10 protein-coding genes and 1 pseudogene are annotated in these 15,593 nt (G+C 57.8%); 6 read left to right on the top strand and 5 right to left on the bottom strand.

Going from position 1 to position 15,593, the window contains the following annotated elements:
- Nucleotide 1: 1 nt before the first annotated feature.
- Nucleotides 2–1,138: a GNAT family N-acetyltransferase gene (locus AB8C10_RS05375; RefSeq protein WP_368867094.1), complete on the top strand. Its 1,137-nt coding sequence runs from the start codon at nucleotides 2–4 to the stop codon at nucleotides 1,136–1,138.
- Nucleotides 1,139–1,276: 138 nt separating this feature from the next.
- On the opposite strand, the gene AB8C10_RS05370 is transcribed toward AB8C10_RS05375, so the two are convergent.
- Both AB8C10_RS05370 and AB8C10_RS05365 read right to left on the bottom strand, forming a co-directional pair.
- Nucleotides 1,277–2,746, bottom strand: coding sequence for a glycoside hydrolase family 1 protein (locus AB8C10_RS05370; protein ID WP_368867093.1), 1,470 nt, complete (start codon nucleotides 2,744–2,746; stop codon nucleotides 1,277–1,279).
- A 214-nt stretch (nucleotides 2,747–2,960) separates the two neighbouring features.
- Nucleotides 2,961–4,442 (bottom strand): annotated as a pseudogene (locus AB8C10_RS05365) (anion permease).
- 357 nt (nucleotides 4,443–4,799) lie between these two features.
- Between AB8C10_RS05365 and AB8C10_RS05360 the strand changes: the two are divergent.
- From AB8C10_RS05360 to thrS, 5 genes are all read left to right on the top strand, one after another.
- The gene (locus tag AB8C10_RS05360; RefSeq protein WP_368867092.1) at nucleotides 4,800–5,498 is read left to right on the top strand and encodes a biotin/lipoate A/B protein ligase family protein; all 699 of its coding nucleotides are present in this window, start codon (nucleotides 4,800–4,802) and stop codon (nucleotides 5,496–5,498) included.
- 105 nt (nucleotides 5,499–5,603) lie between these two features.
- Nucleotides 5,604–6,494, top strand: coding sequence for a fumarylacetoacetate hydrolase family protein (locus AB8C10_RS05355; protein WP_368867091.1), 891 nt, complete (start codon nucleotides 5,604–5,606; stop codon nucleotides 6,492–6,494).
- Nucleotides 6,495–7,363: 869 nt separating this feature from the next.
- Nucleotides 7,364–10,078 (top strand): Rib/alpha-like domain-containing protein, encoded by a 2,715-nt coding sequence (locus AB8C10_RS05350; RefSeq protein WP_368867090.1) that lies wholly within the window; start codon nucleotides 7,364–7,366, stop codon nucleotides 10,076–10,078.
- Nucleotides 10,079–10,333: 255 nt separating this feature from the next.
- Nucleotides 10,334–10,789, top strand: coding sequence for an ArsR/SmtB family transcription factor (locus AB8C10_RS05345; RefSeq protein WP_368867089.1), 456 nt, complete (start codon nucleotides 10,334–10,336; stop codon nucleotides 10,787–10,789).
- 131 nt (nucleotides 10,790–10,920) lie between these two features.
- On the top strand, nucleotides 10,921–12,954 hold the full coding sequence (gene thrS, locus AB8C10_RS05340) for a threonine--tRNA ligase (protein ID WP_070690737.1): 2,034 nt from the start codon (nucleotides 10,921–10,923) through the stop codon (nucleotides 12,952–12,954).
- 245 nt (nucleotides 12,955–13,199) lie between these two features.
- On the opposite strand, the gene AB8C10_RS05335 is transcribed toward thrS, so the two are convergent.
- The 3 genes from AB8C10_RS05335 to AB8C10_RS05325 all read right to left on the bottom strand — a co-directional run bounded on the left by AB8C10_RS05335 (nucleotide 13,200) and on the right by AB8C10_RS05325 (nucleotide 15,097).
- A complete protein-coding gene (locus tag AB8C10_RS05335) occupies nucleotides 13,200–13,772 on the bottom strand; it encodes an HD domain-containing protein (protein ID WP_368867088.1) in 573 nt (190 codons plus the stop codon).
- 133 nt (nucleotides 13,773–13,905) lie between these two features.
- On the bottom strand, nucleotides 13,906–14,430 hold the full coding sequence (locus AB8C10_RS05330; protein ID WP_368867087.1) for a DUF1697 domain-containing protein: 525 nt from the start codon (nucleotides 14,428–14,430) through the stop codon (nucleotides 13,906–13,908).
- Between the two features lie 7 nt (nucleotides 14,431–14,437).
- Entirely contained in the window at nucleotides 14,438–15,097 is a 660-nt protein-coding gene (locus AB8C10_RS05325) for a DJ-1/PfpI family protein (RefSeq protein ID WP_368867086.1), read from the bottom strand.
- Nucleotides 15,098–15,593 lie beyond the last annotated feature (496 nt).

Here is a 15,593-nt window from a genome sequence, read left to right as displayed (position 1 = left end):
CGTGACTGATACTCAAGGAACCGAACCCACTCGGGGAGCTGTGAACCGGGGAGCCGTGAATCGTGGTGCTGTGACCACTGCGGACCGTGCGCGGCATATCCTGCACACCCAGCTGGAGGCAGACTTCTGCCAGGCACCCGGCTCGATTAGCCGCGCCCTGGAAGAGCTACGCGACTACCCGGAAGCCGAGAGCCTGCCGCTACTCGCCACCGTGCAGCCGCCCTCCGAGAAGATGGGTGCCGCACGCCGCCGCAACGACGACATTTGGGAGTTGCGCGTCGCCAACTACGCGAGCGTCGGCATTCTCTGCGCCAAACATCCGCGCGTGCTGGACAAGGCCATCGATTACATGCTCGGTGACCAGTCGAACTGGCTCGGCGACTACGCGCAGCTCCGTCAGCTCAACGAACTGCTTACCCCCTACACGCTGCAGGTCAGCGGCACGAGCATCTACTACACGCCCGGCCGCGCCCTGCTGAACTCGGTCGTACCCGAGGGCGTGCAGGCACAGGAGGTCAAGTGTGCCGTGCCCGGTGTGGGCATGATGCGCCGCGTCGACCCCGCCGAGCTGAAAGCGGCGTTGCTCGCCGAAATCACGGGTGAGCGCGCTATTCGCAGGGAGGCAAACGCCTCCGCGGGTGCGATTGAGGTTGACCCGGAAGACACGGAGGCGCGCGTAACCCGCCTGCGCGTGGACCTGCTGGATGCTGAGCAGATTGAGCGATTCCGCGGGGATAAGCGCTACTCGAACGCGCTGGGCTTTAGCGAACGCCGCCCGGATGTGCTGGTGCTTGCCGCCTACCCGGTGGACGAGGACGCACCTGAGGCATCTGATGCAGCCGTAGCGGGGGAGAGCACCCCGGTGCACGCAGACCCTATCGCTATGGTTGGTCTGAGCGATGATTCGCCGATTATGCGCCAAATCGGTATTGATGTGCTGCCCACCTGGCGTGGTGCCGGCATTGCGAGCGTGCTGGTGCGTGATGCCGCCCGACTCACCCTGGCGGAGGGGTACCTGCCGTTCTACGGTACGAGCCCGTCGCACATGCTGTCGCAGAGGGTTGCGTTGAACGCCGGGTTGGTGCCGACCTGGTGGGAGTACGTCTCCACCAGCCTGAACGATTTGCCCATGGACTAGTTACCCATGGACTAGAGCCGCCCGCGCTAGGCATAACGCATATACAGAAAGCCCCCGAGATTGGTGTCTCGGGGGCTTTTCGCTGCTGGTTTCGCGGGGCTCAGAGTTGCACGGGGTCAGCGTCTAGCGGCTGACCCTTTAAAGCTCCGCACCGTTGCTGGCAATCACCTCGCGGTACCAGTGGAAGGACTTCTTGCGGTAGCGTGCCAGGGTGCCGGTGCCGTCGTCGTTGCGGTCCACGTAGATGAACCCGTAGCGCTTGGACATCTGCGCGGTCGAGGCGCTAATCATGTCGATGCAACCCCAGGTGGTGTAGCCGAGCACGTTTACGCCGTCCTCAATCGCCTCGCGTACCGCGTGCAGGTGCTGGCGCAGGTAGTCGATGCGGTAGTCGTCTTCCACGGTGAGCTCGCCGTTCACCTCGACCAGCTCGTCGCGGGCGCCCAGGCCGTTCTCCACGATGAACAGCGGCTTCTGCCAGCGGTCCCAATACTGGTTGAGGACCACGCGCAGGCCGGTCGGGTCAATCTGCCAGCCCCATTCGCTGGCGGGCAGGGTCGGGTTCGCCACGCCGCCGAGGATGTTGCCTTCGCCGCGTGCCGGGTCGCCGGTCGCGCAGGTGGACATGTAGTAGCTGAAGGACACGAAGTCCACGGTGTTCTTCAGGTCTTCGCGGTCCTGCTCGGTGATGTTCAGTTCCACGCCCTTTTCACGCAGGGAGCGCAGGAAGTAGCCGGGGTAGGTGCCGCGTACGTGCACGTCACCGAAGGCGAAGTTTGCCTGTTCAGCCTGCATGGCGGCGAGTACGTCGGCGGGGTCGGGGGTGAGCGGGTAGGTGGGCATGGCAAGAATCATGCAGCCAATCTGCGCGCCCGGTGCCAGTTCGCGAGCCGCAGCGGTAGCGCGCGCGGAGGCGACCAGTTCGTGGTGCATCGCCTGGTAGAGGTCGGCGTCGCTGAGCTGATCCGCCGGGGTGTTGATGCCGCCGGACATGAACGGCAGGTGCAGCATGGAGTTGATTTCGTTGAAGGTCAGCCAGTACTTTACGCGCTTGCCGTAGCGGGCGAACACGGTGCGGGCGTAGCGTTCGTAGAAGCCGATGAGTTCGCGGCTGGTCCAGCCGTCATACTGCTCCACCAGGTGCAGCGGGGTTTCGTAGTGGCTGAGGGTGATGAGCGGTTCCATGCCGTGCTTTTCGAGCTCGTCGAGCACGCGGTCGTAGAAGGCGAGGCCCGCCTCGTTCGGCTCGGATTCGTCGCCGCGGGGGAAGATACGCGACCAGGCGATGGAGAAGCGGAAGACCTTGAAACCCATCTCTGCGAGCAGGGCGATGTCTTCGCGATAGCGGTGGTAGAAGTCGATGCCCCCCAGCTTGAGGTTGTCCTCGGTGGGCTCTGCGGTGCGCGGGTATAGGCCGCCGGCGGGCAGCACATCCTGCAGGCTGGGGCCCTTGCCGTCTTCGTTCCAGGCGCCCTCGAACTGGTTGGCGGCGGTGGCGCCTCCGAAGAGGAAGCCGTCGGGGAACGCGCCGAGCGGCTGCGGCTCGGTGAGCGCCGGGCTGCTGGGCAGAGGGCTGGTTTGGGCGGTGATGTGCTGGTCCTGATGCACGGCGTCCTCCGGGGTGCTTTGGGTCTTTCTTCTACCCTAGCGGAGGGGGTGGGGGATTACTAGGTTTTGCACTGTAAACCGCGCCAAAAACCGCCGTGCGGAGCATCCAGCGGGCACGCAAAAGCCCGGCATCCTCACGCGAAAATTCACGTGAAAATACCGGGCTTTTATACAGCGCCTAACGCTGAGCTAAGCCGCCTCGGTGCCTGCGCTACTAGTTAGCGAAGCCGAGCGCGAACAGCCACGCGGTACCGACCGCACCCCAGACGACGAGGTTCACCATAGCCGCCATGAAGCCGACCTTGAACCATTCGCCCACACTGAAGTAGCCGGAACCGTAGTACACACCAGCCGGGCCGGAAGCGTAGTGGGTGATGCCGCCAATCAGGTTACCCATGAAGCCGAGGAACAGCGCCGCGAACATCGGCGGAACACCCGCAGCGACAGCCGCACCGAGGAACACTGCGTACAGCGCCACAACCTGCGCGGTGTTCGAAGCGAACATGTAGTGGATGAAGAAGTACGCCAGAACCAGGACCGCGAACGCCATGGGCCACGCCATGCCGCTGATGCTGTGCGCCGCCTGCTGACCGATTCAGTCAACAACCTTGAGCTTCTTCAGGTGGTCCGCCATGCCGACGAGCACGGCGAAGAAGATGAGGGTGGACCATGCGCTGGAGTTCTTCGCCAGGTCCTTCCAGGTCAGGACCTTGGTGACCAGCAGAATCGCGATGCCGAAGAAGGCGGCACTGGTGGCGTCAATACCCAGGGAAGTACCGGTAACCCACAGGACCAGCAGCATCACGAAGGTGCCGAGCATGATCCATTCCTTCACGCTCATGGGACCCATTTCGTGCAGTTCCTGGCGGGCGTGCTCGGGTGCGTCCGGAGTCTTCTTGATAGTCGGCGGGTAAATCTTCGACATAATCCACGGCATCACAATCAGTGCCGCAAGACCGGGAACGATTGCCGCGAGCGCCCAGGTACCCCAGTCAAGGTTGAGGCCGCGGTCGTGCGCGAACTTCTGCGCCAGCGGGTTACCCGCCATTGCGGTCAGGAACATTGCCGAGGTGATGGTGTTGACCTGCGCCTCGGTCATGAGCAGGTAGGAGCCGAGCTTACGGCGCGATTCGGGGGTCTCGTTGGTGGAGCCGTTGACCTCGGAGAGGGAACGGATAATCGGGTAAATCACGCCACCGGCACGCGCAGTGTTGGAGGGGGTGGCGGGGGCGAGAACCAGGTCGGTGATTGCCATACCGTAGGACAGGCCCAGCGAGGACTTGCCGAGCGCACGCACGAACAGCAGCGCGATGCGCTTGCCCAGGCCGGTAATGAGGAAGCCGTCGGCGATGAAGAACGCGGCAACAATAATCCAGATGGAGGAGTTACCGAAGCCGGTCAGCGCCTCGTTCTTATCCGCCATGGTGCCGGTAATCATTGCGGCACCCAGGCCGACGAGCGCCACGGACGGGGTCGGCAGCGGCTGCAGGATCAGGCCGAGGATAGTGCCGACGAAAATGGCGAGCATGTGCATGCCGCGCGGGTCGACGCCTTCGGGGGCGGGAATGAACCAGATGGCGAGGGTTGCTACGAGGATGATGGCAACGTGCAGAATCAGCTTGTTTCGCTGTTTGCGGGCTACGCTCACCTCCTGGCTGGGGGCGGCGGCTACCGCTGTGTTGGTGGACTGTGACATGTCCGTACTCCTTATGTGAAACGTACAGTTTGGTCCGTGGCGGGTGGGCCGTCACGGTGTGCGCGTTTCTTCTGCGTTGTCATGCTGTGTTGTGTACTTGTGGCAACGTGTGGGATGCCACGTAGTCTTTTAATCGTAATGGGTTGGATTCACGGAGTGAAGAAATTCGGCATAAAAAATGTGAATATGGCCGGGTGTATTGGCGGCTGGGATTCTGCGGGAAATAACCGGGGAGAACGCCGGGGGCGCGCTGAGGAACGCGCAGCCCTTGAGCTACCCCTGAGCTGTTCCTGGGTCACCCTTGAGACGTCCCACCACCCACACGCCAGCGTGACGGGTGCAACGTAAAATAGGAACGTGCAGATTATTCGAGAGACCGGCCCCGAGTCCGGCGATATCCTCATTCACCACGACCAGACGGCGCAGATGCTCCGCGAGGTGGCAACCGGCAAGCGTGAAGCCACCCTACGCATGTATCAGCCGAACCCGACGGTCGCGTTCGGCCGCCGTGACGAGCTGAACCCCGGCTTCGCGGAAGCCTCCGCGGCGTGCGCCGAGCACGGCTTCGAGGTGCTGGTGCGCAAGGTCGGCGGGCATGCCGCCGCGTACCATCAGGGGTGCCTGGTCGTGGACCATTTTCAGCCTGCCTCCGACGCCCGCAGCGGTAACACCCTACGCTACGAGCTGTTCGGTTCCATGTACGCGCAGGCGCTCCGCGAGGTCGGCGTGGATGCGCGCATGGGTGAGATTCCGGGGGAGTACTGCCCCGGTGAGTATTCGGTGCACGCGCAGCTGCCCGCCTCCGCAGGTGGTGGCCGCATCAAACTGGTCGGCACCGCCCAGCGCGTGGTGACCGGCGGCTGGTGGTTCAGCACCGGCATCGTGGTCTCCGATTCTGCGCCCCTGCGGGCGGTCACCGCGGACGTGTACCGCGCCCTCGGTATGGACCTTGACCCCGCCACGGTTGGCGCGGCGCAGGACGCGAACCCCAACCTGCTCATGGAAGACCTGGAAGATGCCATCGTTGAGGTGTACGCCCAAAACGGCTTTCACTAGGTGATTCAGTCAGCGGATTCCGCTCATTTTTATCTCTGACTTTTACCCCCAAACCCACACGATTTACCCCCACTGATTTATCCCACCTGAAGCGAAGGAGCATCCATGCGTTGGGCACAGATTAAAGACTCGAAGGGCAGCCGCGCGGTCTGCTTCTTTGAAGAGACCGTGTACGAGCTTCCGGCGAAGCTCAGCCCGCTGCTGAATTTCTACAGCCGGTTCCGCCTGAACTTTGGCGACCCGAAGAATGCCGTGGCGATTCTCAAGGAGAACGGCGCGACCGTCATGGGTCACGGCGAGGAGCTCTGGAACTCTCTGCCGTTTATTCGCCCGCTGGATAAGCCCGGCAAGATCGTGTGCGCGGGCTTGAATTACCGCGACCACGCCGCGGAGATGAACCTTGAGGTGCCCGAGTACCCGGCGCTGTTCGCGAAGTTCCCGAACGCACTGATTGGCCCCGGCGAGCAGATTCGCATGCCCGCTGATGACGGCACCGGCAGTACGAAGGTCGACTGGGAGGTGGAGCTCTGCCTGGTCGTGGGCGCTCGCCTGCGTAACGCCACGGAGGAGCAGGCGCTTGATGCCCTGATGGGTTACACGGTCCTGAATGACGTGTCGGTGCGTGATTGGCAGGGTCGTTCTTCGGAGTGGTTCCAGGGCAAGAACTGGGACGCGATGACTCCGTTCGGTCCGGTGATTGTGAGCGCCGATGAGGTTGACCCGGTCGCCGGGCTGGAGCTGGTCTGTGAGGTGGACGGCGTGGTGCGTCAGCGCGGCACGACGGCGGATATGGTGTTCACCCCGGCGCAGCTGCTCTCCTATATTTCTCGGTTCATGACCTTGGAGCCGGGCGACCTGGTGGCGACGGGTACGCCCGCCGGGGTTGGCTTGTCGCTACATCCGCGTCAGTGGTTGAAGCCGGGGCAGACGGTGCGCACCCGCATCGAGGGCATTGGCGAACTGGTGAATGTTTGCTCGGAGGCGGGCGCGCTGTAGTTATCCGGTGGCTCTGCGCGCAATCGCGGATGAACCCACGTGAACCCACGGAGGCGCCTGCAGCACCTCGTGTTGGGTGCACTGGAAGGCACCCATAAGTGAATACTTATGCACCCCGCATGTGTTTTTGAGGCGCATGCGGGGTGTTTTTATTCCTTTTAAAGCTCCCGGTGGGCGGCTTAGATTTTCTGGGGTACGCAGCGGAGAGTGCCTCGAGTGGGGGAGTGTGGCGAATGCATGGTTACGCACTGTCAAACACACGAAAACTTTAAACTTTGAGCTAAATCTTAGGGTTTCGAGTGGGTTTTGTGGGTCTGTGGAGGTGAAGCAATGCATGTGCCCCGACTGCAGATCTGGCCCAAAAGCTGCCGATTGAGCACACGAAACCCCCTGTTTCAGTGACTGAGACCATATCTGCCCAGAGTGCAGTATTCCAAATTGTGGGCACGTGTGAGAAATTCAACAGAAGGTTTTGGCGCGTCGTTCCGGGAACTTTGTGGTTGAAGGTTTAGTTTTCCGTGCGCGTTTTTCGTTTTTCTCAAATTACTCTCGCCTGACTAGGAATAAAGCCTAAACACTGCGGTGCAAATTCTGAAAGTCTAAACATCTATCAGTGCACGCAGGTGTAAAGAAATATGAGTCTAAACCTGAACCTTTAGCAAAAAATCGGTGCCCTGAATCACAAACTCGTTTTGCGTTCGCCCCAAAGACTATGTAGGGTATGGGGATTATCTGAGAGTTTCCTGAGAATTCCTGCCAGAAGATCAGGGCCCACCCGGGCACACCCTCAGATGCATATTTCACTCACGTCCGTGTTTGTTCATACAAACGCACTCACTCAAACAAGCCGACACGAACGGAAGAAAAACATGACCACAACTGCATCCAAAAACCCGGCACAGCGCCCGGCAAACCGCCGCCGTGCCACCATCGCTGCCTCCGCAGCATTGGCAACCGTCATCACCGGCGCGAACCTCCCCGCGACCTTCGGTGCAACCGCCTCCACCCGCAACGTAGCCGGTACCACCTGCGTCGACGCAGGCTACCGCACCGTGCCGACCCTCGCGAACATCACCAACGTCGCCCCCGGTCCGACCTGCTACTGGACCCCCGACCCGCAGGCGAAGACCATCGACACTCTCGCACCGGTCAACTCCTCCCTCACCAAGGCGCAGCTGACCACCACCGAGAACACCTCGCCCCTGAGCGGCAAGCTCGCCAGCGACTCCTTCGCAGCGCAGAAGCTCACCGGCACCGAAGCCGTCGCAGCCAACAGTAGCGAAATCAGCCGCACCTTCCTCGAATACTCCGCCGATGCGGGCAACCACCCCATCACCACCGCCATCAACGCGGGCACCGTGAAGAAGGACCGCGCCCAGAGCGTTGGCGGCCACGAGAACATCCCGACCCTCGCCGTGAACTCCGCGAACCCGCACCAGGAGTACGTGGAGGTCGTCTCCCGCGACAACCGCATCAACGCTAACGCGGAGAACAAGCGCATCCTGACCGGCGGCATCCCGATCCCGAAGTGGCTTGCCGAGGACCACGGCCTCTCCGGCGACCAGTCCGTCGCCCTGTACGACGAGGCAACCGGCATCTGGCGCTCCTACTTCAAGTTCGTCAAGGATGCAGACGCACAGACCTACACCAGCACCGCCCGCGTGCAGGTTGGCGGCGGTAACGCGTCCACCCCCAAGAGCGCCAAGATTCAGTACGACAACGTCGGCCGCGGTAACGCAGGTCAGACCGTCACCATCAAGGCACCCGTCAGCATCGACGCGAAGTCCGGCAACGCCCGCACCTCCTACCCGATTGCTCGCGGCGCGAAGTTCCGCCTGGCAAAGAACGTGCCCGGCGCGTCCATCAACGAAAAAACCGGCGAGATTACCTACAAGATTCCCGCCGGCACCCGCGGCACCGTGGACATCCCCGTGGCGGTTGACTACCCGGCAATCTACCACGTGTCTTCCGGCGGCTACATGCTCGCTAAGCCGAACTTCGGCGGCGTGGGCGAGGACAACTACTGGCTGACCCTCAAGAACGGCACCTCCTCCGTGGTGGGCATGGCGAACGAGCTCACCCAGATTGGTGTGGACGAGCTCAAGGCGGGCAAGATCAACCACATGGTGTCCATTACCGCGGCTGACTATGCGGCGCTGACCTCCTCCTTCCCGGCGAAGGGCACCGACGGCAAGCTGGACATGAGCAAGTTCCCGAACGCGCCCCGCGCAGGTCAGCGTGGCTTCCTGCCCGCAAGCTTTGACGTGGAAGAGCACCTGGCGAACACCGGCCACGCCGACGACCAGCTCAGCCGCATGATTCTGACCGCGATGAAGGAGTACGGCTTCATCCTCGCGGACCACAACCTCTTCACTAACGCATTCAACCTGGAGGCGGCAAGCTCCTACGCACCCTACGCCCGCCAGGGTAAGAACGTGTACAAGGAAGACCCGCAGCTGGCTGCAATGTTCGCGAACTTTGTGCCCAGCGGCTTCACCGGCAACCAGTTCCCCTGGCAGCAGGTGCAGTGGATGCCCGTGAACTACACCGAGTCCGCTGAGAACACTGCACGCCGTGAGGGCACCCAGGTTCTGCCGCAGAGCAACAACCAGGCTGCCGACTCGAACGCTGACGCACACAAGATTGCACGCCCCGTGACCGTGCGCCGTTCCGCGGTGCGCACCCCCAAGGCGGAACGCATCAGCGACGCCGAGACCCAGAACGCAGCAGTGAACCAGTCTTCGGCGGCAGTGAAGTTCAAGTACCCCTCGAACGCCTACGGCAAGACCGGCACCGGCTCCGGCGTGATCTACCAGCCCGCCGAGCACCACGCCACCGTCTACTCCGGCGAGACCGCGGTTGCGCAGAGCGTGCACCAGTCGCACAAGGTTTCCCCGAACTACCGTTACGCCCGCGACTACAACTTCCAGGAAATCGAGCAGACCCCGAACTTCCGCCCCAGCCGCTGGGTCAACAAGGAGAAGGTCAACACTGCTGGTGGCCAGTTCTCCAGCGCGGAGACCGGCATCCGTTTTGCCTCCAACGGCAAGACCGGCACCTACTCGATTGACCTGAACACCCACGATGTCACCGGCACCACCTGGGACCTGCGCCGCGACAACGGTACGAACATCACCGTGAACCGCACCGGTAAGGCGCCCGCCCGCATGTCCGACGTGAAGGCGAAGAAGGGCTCCGCCGCGCAGCTGTACTCGATCCCGTTGAAGGTGCACGTGGTGGATAAGAACAGCCCGATTGCCCGTGAGGACTCGGTCTCCCTGTACTCGGGCACCACCCAGAACGTGGCGGTCCTGAACAACGACGAGGCATCCTTCGGCGCATACAGCCGCGGCGAGACCGTCAAGAAGCTGGAGCTGCTCAACCAGCGCGGCCAGGTCGTCAGCGCATACAGCGACGAGTACGCCACCTACCGCGTGGTGACCCTGCCCGACGGCACCCAGGGCATCGCGGTTTCTGCAAAGTCCAAGCAGGGCTTCGCACCGGTGGTCCGCTACCGCGCAGTGACCGACAAGGGCGTGAAGTCCGCTGAGGGTTACCTGCAGGTGGCAGTCGCTAACCGCTAAGGTGCTCTAGGGTTTCATACCCGCGAGCTGATGCACCGCTGATTCGCAGTTAGGATGCGGCGCTTGGCATTATGACCGCAATGTGATGAACCGCTCTAGGAGGGTGGTGGTCCACGATGTTGCCGCCACAATGACAGCGCACCGATAGCCGCGAACATAAGCGCACATAGGGGAGAGGGGCACGCTCAAGAAAGCACGCCGCGCAGGCGTAACTTTCTTGACGTGCCCCCTTCCTGTACCTAAGGTGAAAATACTATGACTCAGAGCCAGCACACAGACCAGACCGAAACTAACACCACCCACAACCACGCTGACCACGCCGCCGAGCAGGTAGCAAAGCATGTAGCTGAGCACGTCTCAGAGCACACCCACGAGGTGCCCGCTAACGCGCCCCTCCTCGAAGGCAACAGCCCCAAGGATTGGGAGGAACAGTTCGGCCCGTCCGTGGCGATTTTCTCTGCGCTCGCGAACCCGCTGCGCCTGGCGATTGCGCACCATCTGATGCACCGCCCGCACAGTGTGAGCGAACTGCACACCTGCCTGGGTATTTCGCAGCCGCTTGCCTCGCATCATCTGCGTATCCTGCGTGAGGCGCACGTGATTGACCGTGAGCAGCATGGCCGCACCACTATTTACCGTCTGAAGGACGACCATATTAGCCACATTGTGGTTGACGTGTATGAGCATACGCGTGAACATCATGCGGACTAGTCTGCCCTCAAGCTGAGCGTTTGCTGGGAGCCGTTGTAAGATGGTGTGTGTCCGTGCACCAGTACAGTGCGGAATAGTATGCGCACCCGCGGCGCCCCGAGCGGCCGCGCGCGCCTGAGTTAAGGAGACTTATGTCTGCCGCTGATTCTTCAGCAATTGTTATTAGCGTTTCTGGTGAGGAACGCGAGGTTACCGCGAAGACTGCCGCTGAGCTGTTCGCTGACGACCCGAAGATCGTTGTGGCACGCGTGAACGGCGTGCTCGTTGATCTCTCCCACGAGCTGTCTGCTGGCGATTCCGTTGAGCCGGTTTTCATTCACGAGCCGGACGGCCTGAACGTTCTGCGCCACTCCGCTGCGCACGTGATGGCGCAGGCGGTGCAGGAGTACCGCAAGGACGCCAAGCTGGGTATTGGCCCGTACATTACTGACGGCTTCTACTTTGACTTTGATGTGGCTGAGCCCTTCACCCCGGAAGATCTGAAGAAGATCGAGAAGTCGATGATTAAGATCATCAAGTCCGGCCAGCTGTTCCGCCGCCGCGTGGTCACCCACGACGAGGCTGTTGCTGAGATGGCGAACGAGCCGTACAAGCTGGAACTGCTTTCCCTGACCCAGGGCCCCGGTTCTGGTGCGGATGCTGCCGAGGGCGCATCCGTGGAGGTTGGCGAGGGTGAAATCACCATTTACGACAACGTGCACCCGAAGACCGGCGAGACCGTCTGGAAGGACCTCTGCCGCGGCCCGCACCTGCCGAACACCAAGCTGATTGCTAACGGCTACGCCCTGATGCGTGCCGGTGGCGCGTACTGGCGTGGTTCTGAGAAGAACCCCATGCTGCAGCGTATTTACGGTACCGCATGGCCGACTAAGGAAGAGCTGGTGGCGTACAAGGAGCGCATCGCTGAGGCGGAGCGCCGTGACCACCGCCGCCTGGGCCGTGAGCTGGACCTGTTCTCCTTCCCGAAGAACATTGGCCCCGGCCTGCCGGTGATTCACCCTAAGGGTGGCGTGATTAAGCGCGAGATGGAAGACTACGTGCGTACCCGCCACATTCAGGAGGGTTTCCAGTACGTCAGCACTCCGCACATTTCGAAGGAAGACCTGTTCTACACTTCCGGTCACCTTCCGTACTATGCGGACGGCATGTTCCCCTCCATGGAGCTGGATAACGGTAATTACCGTCTGAAGGCTATGAACTGCCCGATGCACAACGAGATTTACCGTTCTCGTGGCCGTTCGTACCGTGAGCTGCCGCTGCGTTTCTTCGAGTTCGGCACCGTGTACCGTGACGAGAAGTCCGGCGTGCTGCAGGGCCTGACCCGCGTTCGCATGATCAGCCAGGACGACTCTCACTCGTACGTGACGAAGGAGCAGGCACCGGACGAGGTGCGTCACCTGCTGAAGTTTATGCTGAGCCTGCTTGAGGACTTCGGCATGACTGACTTCTACCTTGAGCTGTCCACTCGCGACACTGAGGGTGATAAGAAGGATAAGTTCATCGGTACTGATGAGCAGTGGGAAGAGGCTACCGCGGTTCTGGAGCAGGTCGCGAAGGAGACCGGCCTGGAGCTCGTCCCGGATCCCGGTGGAGCTGCGTTCTACGGCCCGAAGATTTCGGTTCAGGCGAAGGACGCGATCGGCCGTACCTGGCAGATGTCGACCGTTCAGTACGACTTCAACCAGCCGAGCCGTTTCGGTCTGGAGTACCAGGCTGCTGACGGCACCGTGCAGGAGCCGGTCATGATTCACTCGGCGAAGTTCGGCTCGATTGAGCGCTTCTTGGGTGTGCTGACCGAGCACTATGCGGGTGCGTTCCCGGCTTGGCTGTCGCCCGTCCAGGTCATTGGTGTGCCGGTGGCTGAGGCGTTCAACGATTACATGACCGAGATCGCGGACAAGCTGCGTGCGCACGGTGTGCGTGTTGAGGTGGATTACGGTTCGGATCGCTTCACGAAGAAGATTCGTACCGCGTCTACCGAGAAGGTTCCGTTCATTCTGATTGCTGGCGGTGAGGATGCGGAGCACGGCGCTGTTTCGTTCCGTTTCCGCGGCAACAAGCAGGAGAACGGTGTGCCCGTGGATGAGGCTGTGGCACGTATTGTGGAGCATATCCGCAACCGCGTGAACGAAGACCCCAAGCCCAGCACTGAGGCTGCTGAGTAGTACTAGGCTTTCTGGTCTAGCTCATATATAGAAACCATCCCCTTTGCGGCGACAAGCTGCGGAGGGGGTGGTTTCTTTGTGCGCTTTGGGGAGACGCGGGCGGGGGTGCGGTTGGGTACAAAAGCTGTGTTGTGGTGGAGTTTTCCCTAGTCCGGGCGGGTGTCTTCGTGCTAGTGTAAGTGATGGCGCTAACGTTCGTTGCCGTTCAAATGAGTCTTTTATAAAAGTTAATTTAAATATTTTATTCAGTACAATTCCTTTTCTATTTCATTTAGGAAGGTGATTAAAAATTGATGGCGACTTTCTGCAATTTGTTTGGCAGTCTCCGTGTTCATTTCATCTTTTAAGAGGAGCAACTTGTCATGGAAATGTTGGATGGTATCAGTAAGGGGCCTCCCTTTGTGGCCACCATAGGAAAAAGTTCGCGCAATTCCTACAGCTCCTATCGCATCCAAGCGGTCTGCATCCTGGACAATCTTGCCTTCTATGGTTTCTGGATGTTTACCGCGATTTTTGCTGAAAGAAACAGCATTGATAACCTGACAAATCTGGTCGATTCGGTTTTGAGGAATACAAATCTCTTCTAGAAACGTGCGAGCATTCGCATTATTCTCTGTTTGAAATAATTTATCATCATCAGCATCGTGAAGAAGAGCTGACAAGCCCACTATCTCCATATCACATGGACCTTCTGCTTGTGCGATTCTCATAGCATTGGTATAGACGCGAAGGGTATGCTCTACATCATGGCCATCCGCTCGATCAGCAAATAAAGTTTTAACATACTGCTTTGTAGTATGGATTCGTTCTTCTATCATCGTTCTTCTCCTTTGTTATATCTTACTTCAATCAATCTCATGATAGGCTTTGCCTGCCTTATCTAGGTCGTAATATTGATAGAACTCTTCTTTTGTCTGTGTGGTATGGACTTGACCATCCTTTTCTGTCTGGTTAAAACTTTGAAAGTCGATTAACTACACTCAATTTTCGCATAGTCATCCGAATTCCAAATTTCTTTTCAAGATAATTAGTATTTAAACGTTTTTTTCGAGCTTCACGTGGTAAATATAGGTAACAGCACTCGTGACCACCATAGAACTCTTCATCTCCAAAATTCTCTCTACTAAGTTCTGTTAGAGTACTTTCGGGAATCTGTTCATTAGTAAAAACTAGATGAACGCGAGAACTATCATAAGTATTATCAAATGGGTTTTCTTGAATAGCAATCTCTAATTGATTAATTTCTTTGATGATTATTGATAAATCAGCTCCAATTTTATCCAAAATTGTATCATGAACTAACTTTCTGATTTCTTCGTCAGATAACTCTGATTCTAACACTACATTCCCGCTCTGAATATATGTTTGAACATTTAAAAATCCAACTTCCGTTAGGATTTCTACTAAATAAGACATTTTTGGAATTCTATTGGTGCCAGTTGGTGTTACTCCACGAAGGAAAATAATTTTTTTCATATTAACTTTACAATGCTTCTTTTGCTAGAGAGTTCATCATTTCCCCATAGTATTGAGGGGCTCCCGTTGAAAAATAATTAAACCATGCTTCAACTGTAGTTTTTGAATATAGGCCCAACTCCTCGACAATTAACTTAGCCCATAATAAAGAGCCGGCTGAACTTGCGGTAATAAGATTTCCGTCTTGAACTGCAATCTCATCTTTATAATAACTATGTCCTCGATAATGTTGGCTCATCTGGCTTAAAAAGAATGGAGCATTACTCGTATGATATCGATTATCTAAAATTCCTTTTTCGGCTAATCCCAAAGTGGCTCCACAGATAGCTCCAACTAAGATATTTTCTTGTAGTAGTTTAGAGGCAAGTTCTAAAACGTCATCTTGCTCATTGTTCAACCAACTATCTCCTCCGATAAGCAATAGAGCATCTGTATTTGCAGTATCTATATCATATAGATTAAAATCTGGAACAATTGTCATTCCTCCAGCAGTTTTTATAGACTTTTCCCCTTTGGAAACCGTTAATAATTTTACTTTAGGTTCTCCCAACATAGCCTGCAAACTTAGTGCATGCATCAAATAGCCGTGTTCCCAATCGGCCATAGTATCTTGAACATACATATAAATATTTTTCATAATGCCTGCCACCCTTTGATAAATAATCAAACTATTAATTTTTTATTGTATCATATTTTGTGTTTCAATGTAATACCAATATTTTTTACTTCATTAGTAAAATAGCGATTTTTAAATATTGAACAACCTGCGGAGGGGATGGTTTTTATGTGTGCTTTTTAGGGGTGGGTGAAGAAAGTTGTGTTGTGAAGGGAGTTTTTAGGTCCAGAGTGCTAGCGTGGTAGTAAGGCGAACGTCCATAGTCATTCAGAAAATGGGTAGCTGGATGGTCCTGAAAATGATGTATCGCTGTTGATTATTGAGGGAGCACGAGCGTATGAAGTCGAATAAGTATGTTCCTGTTGGGATGCTGTTCTTGATCCTGGCAATTATCTTGAACGTAGTGTCAAATGTCAGCGACCTAGTGCTTGGAATCCTTTATGGCATCTCAATAGCAGTATTGATTATTGGACTACTTAATAGTCGAAAATAGGCGCTGTAACAGACAAAGGAGGGACCCGGCGGGCTATCACATCAGATAGCCCGC

It is taken from the genome of Rothia mucilaginosa (assembly GCF_964210535.1).
Taxonomy (GTDB): domain Bacteria; phylum Actinomycetota; class Actinomycetes; order Actinomycetales; family Micrococcaceae; genus Rothia; species Rothia mucilaginosa_F.
The sequence above is the reverse complement of the archived record's forward strand: the minus strand, read 5'-3'. Positions and strand labels throughout refer to the sequence as shown.

Coding starts and splice junctions, on each gene's coding strand:
- AB8C10_RS05335 (WP_368867088.1), bottom strand. CDS start 13,772: ATGATAGAAGAACGAATCCATACTACAAAGCAGTATGTTAAAACTTTA.
- thrS (WP_070690737.1), top strand. CDS start 10,921: ATGTCTGCCGCTGATTCTTCAGCAATTGTTATTAGCGTTTCTGGTGAG.
- AB8C10_RS05355 (WP_368867091.1), top strand. CDS start 5,604: ATGCGTTGGGCACAGATTAAAGACTCGAAGGGCAGCCGCGCGGTCTGC.
- AB8C10_RS05350 (WP_368867090.1), top strand. CDS start 7,364: ATGACCACAACTGCATCCAAAAACCCGGCACAGCGCCCGGCAAACCGC.
- AB8C10_RS05330 (WP_368867087.1), bottom strand. CDS start 14,430: ATGAAAAAAATTATTTTCCTTCGTGGAGTAACACCAACTGGCACCAAT.
- AB8C10_RS05345 (WP_368867089.1), top strand. CDS start 10,334: ATGACTCAGAGCCAGCACACAGACCAGACCGAAACTAACACCACCCAC.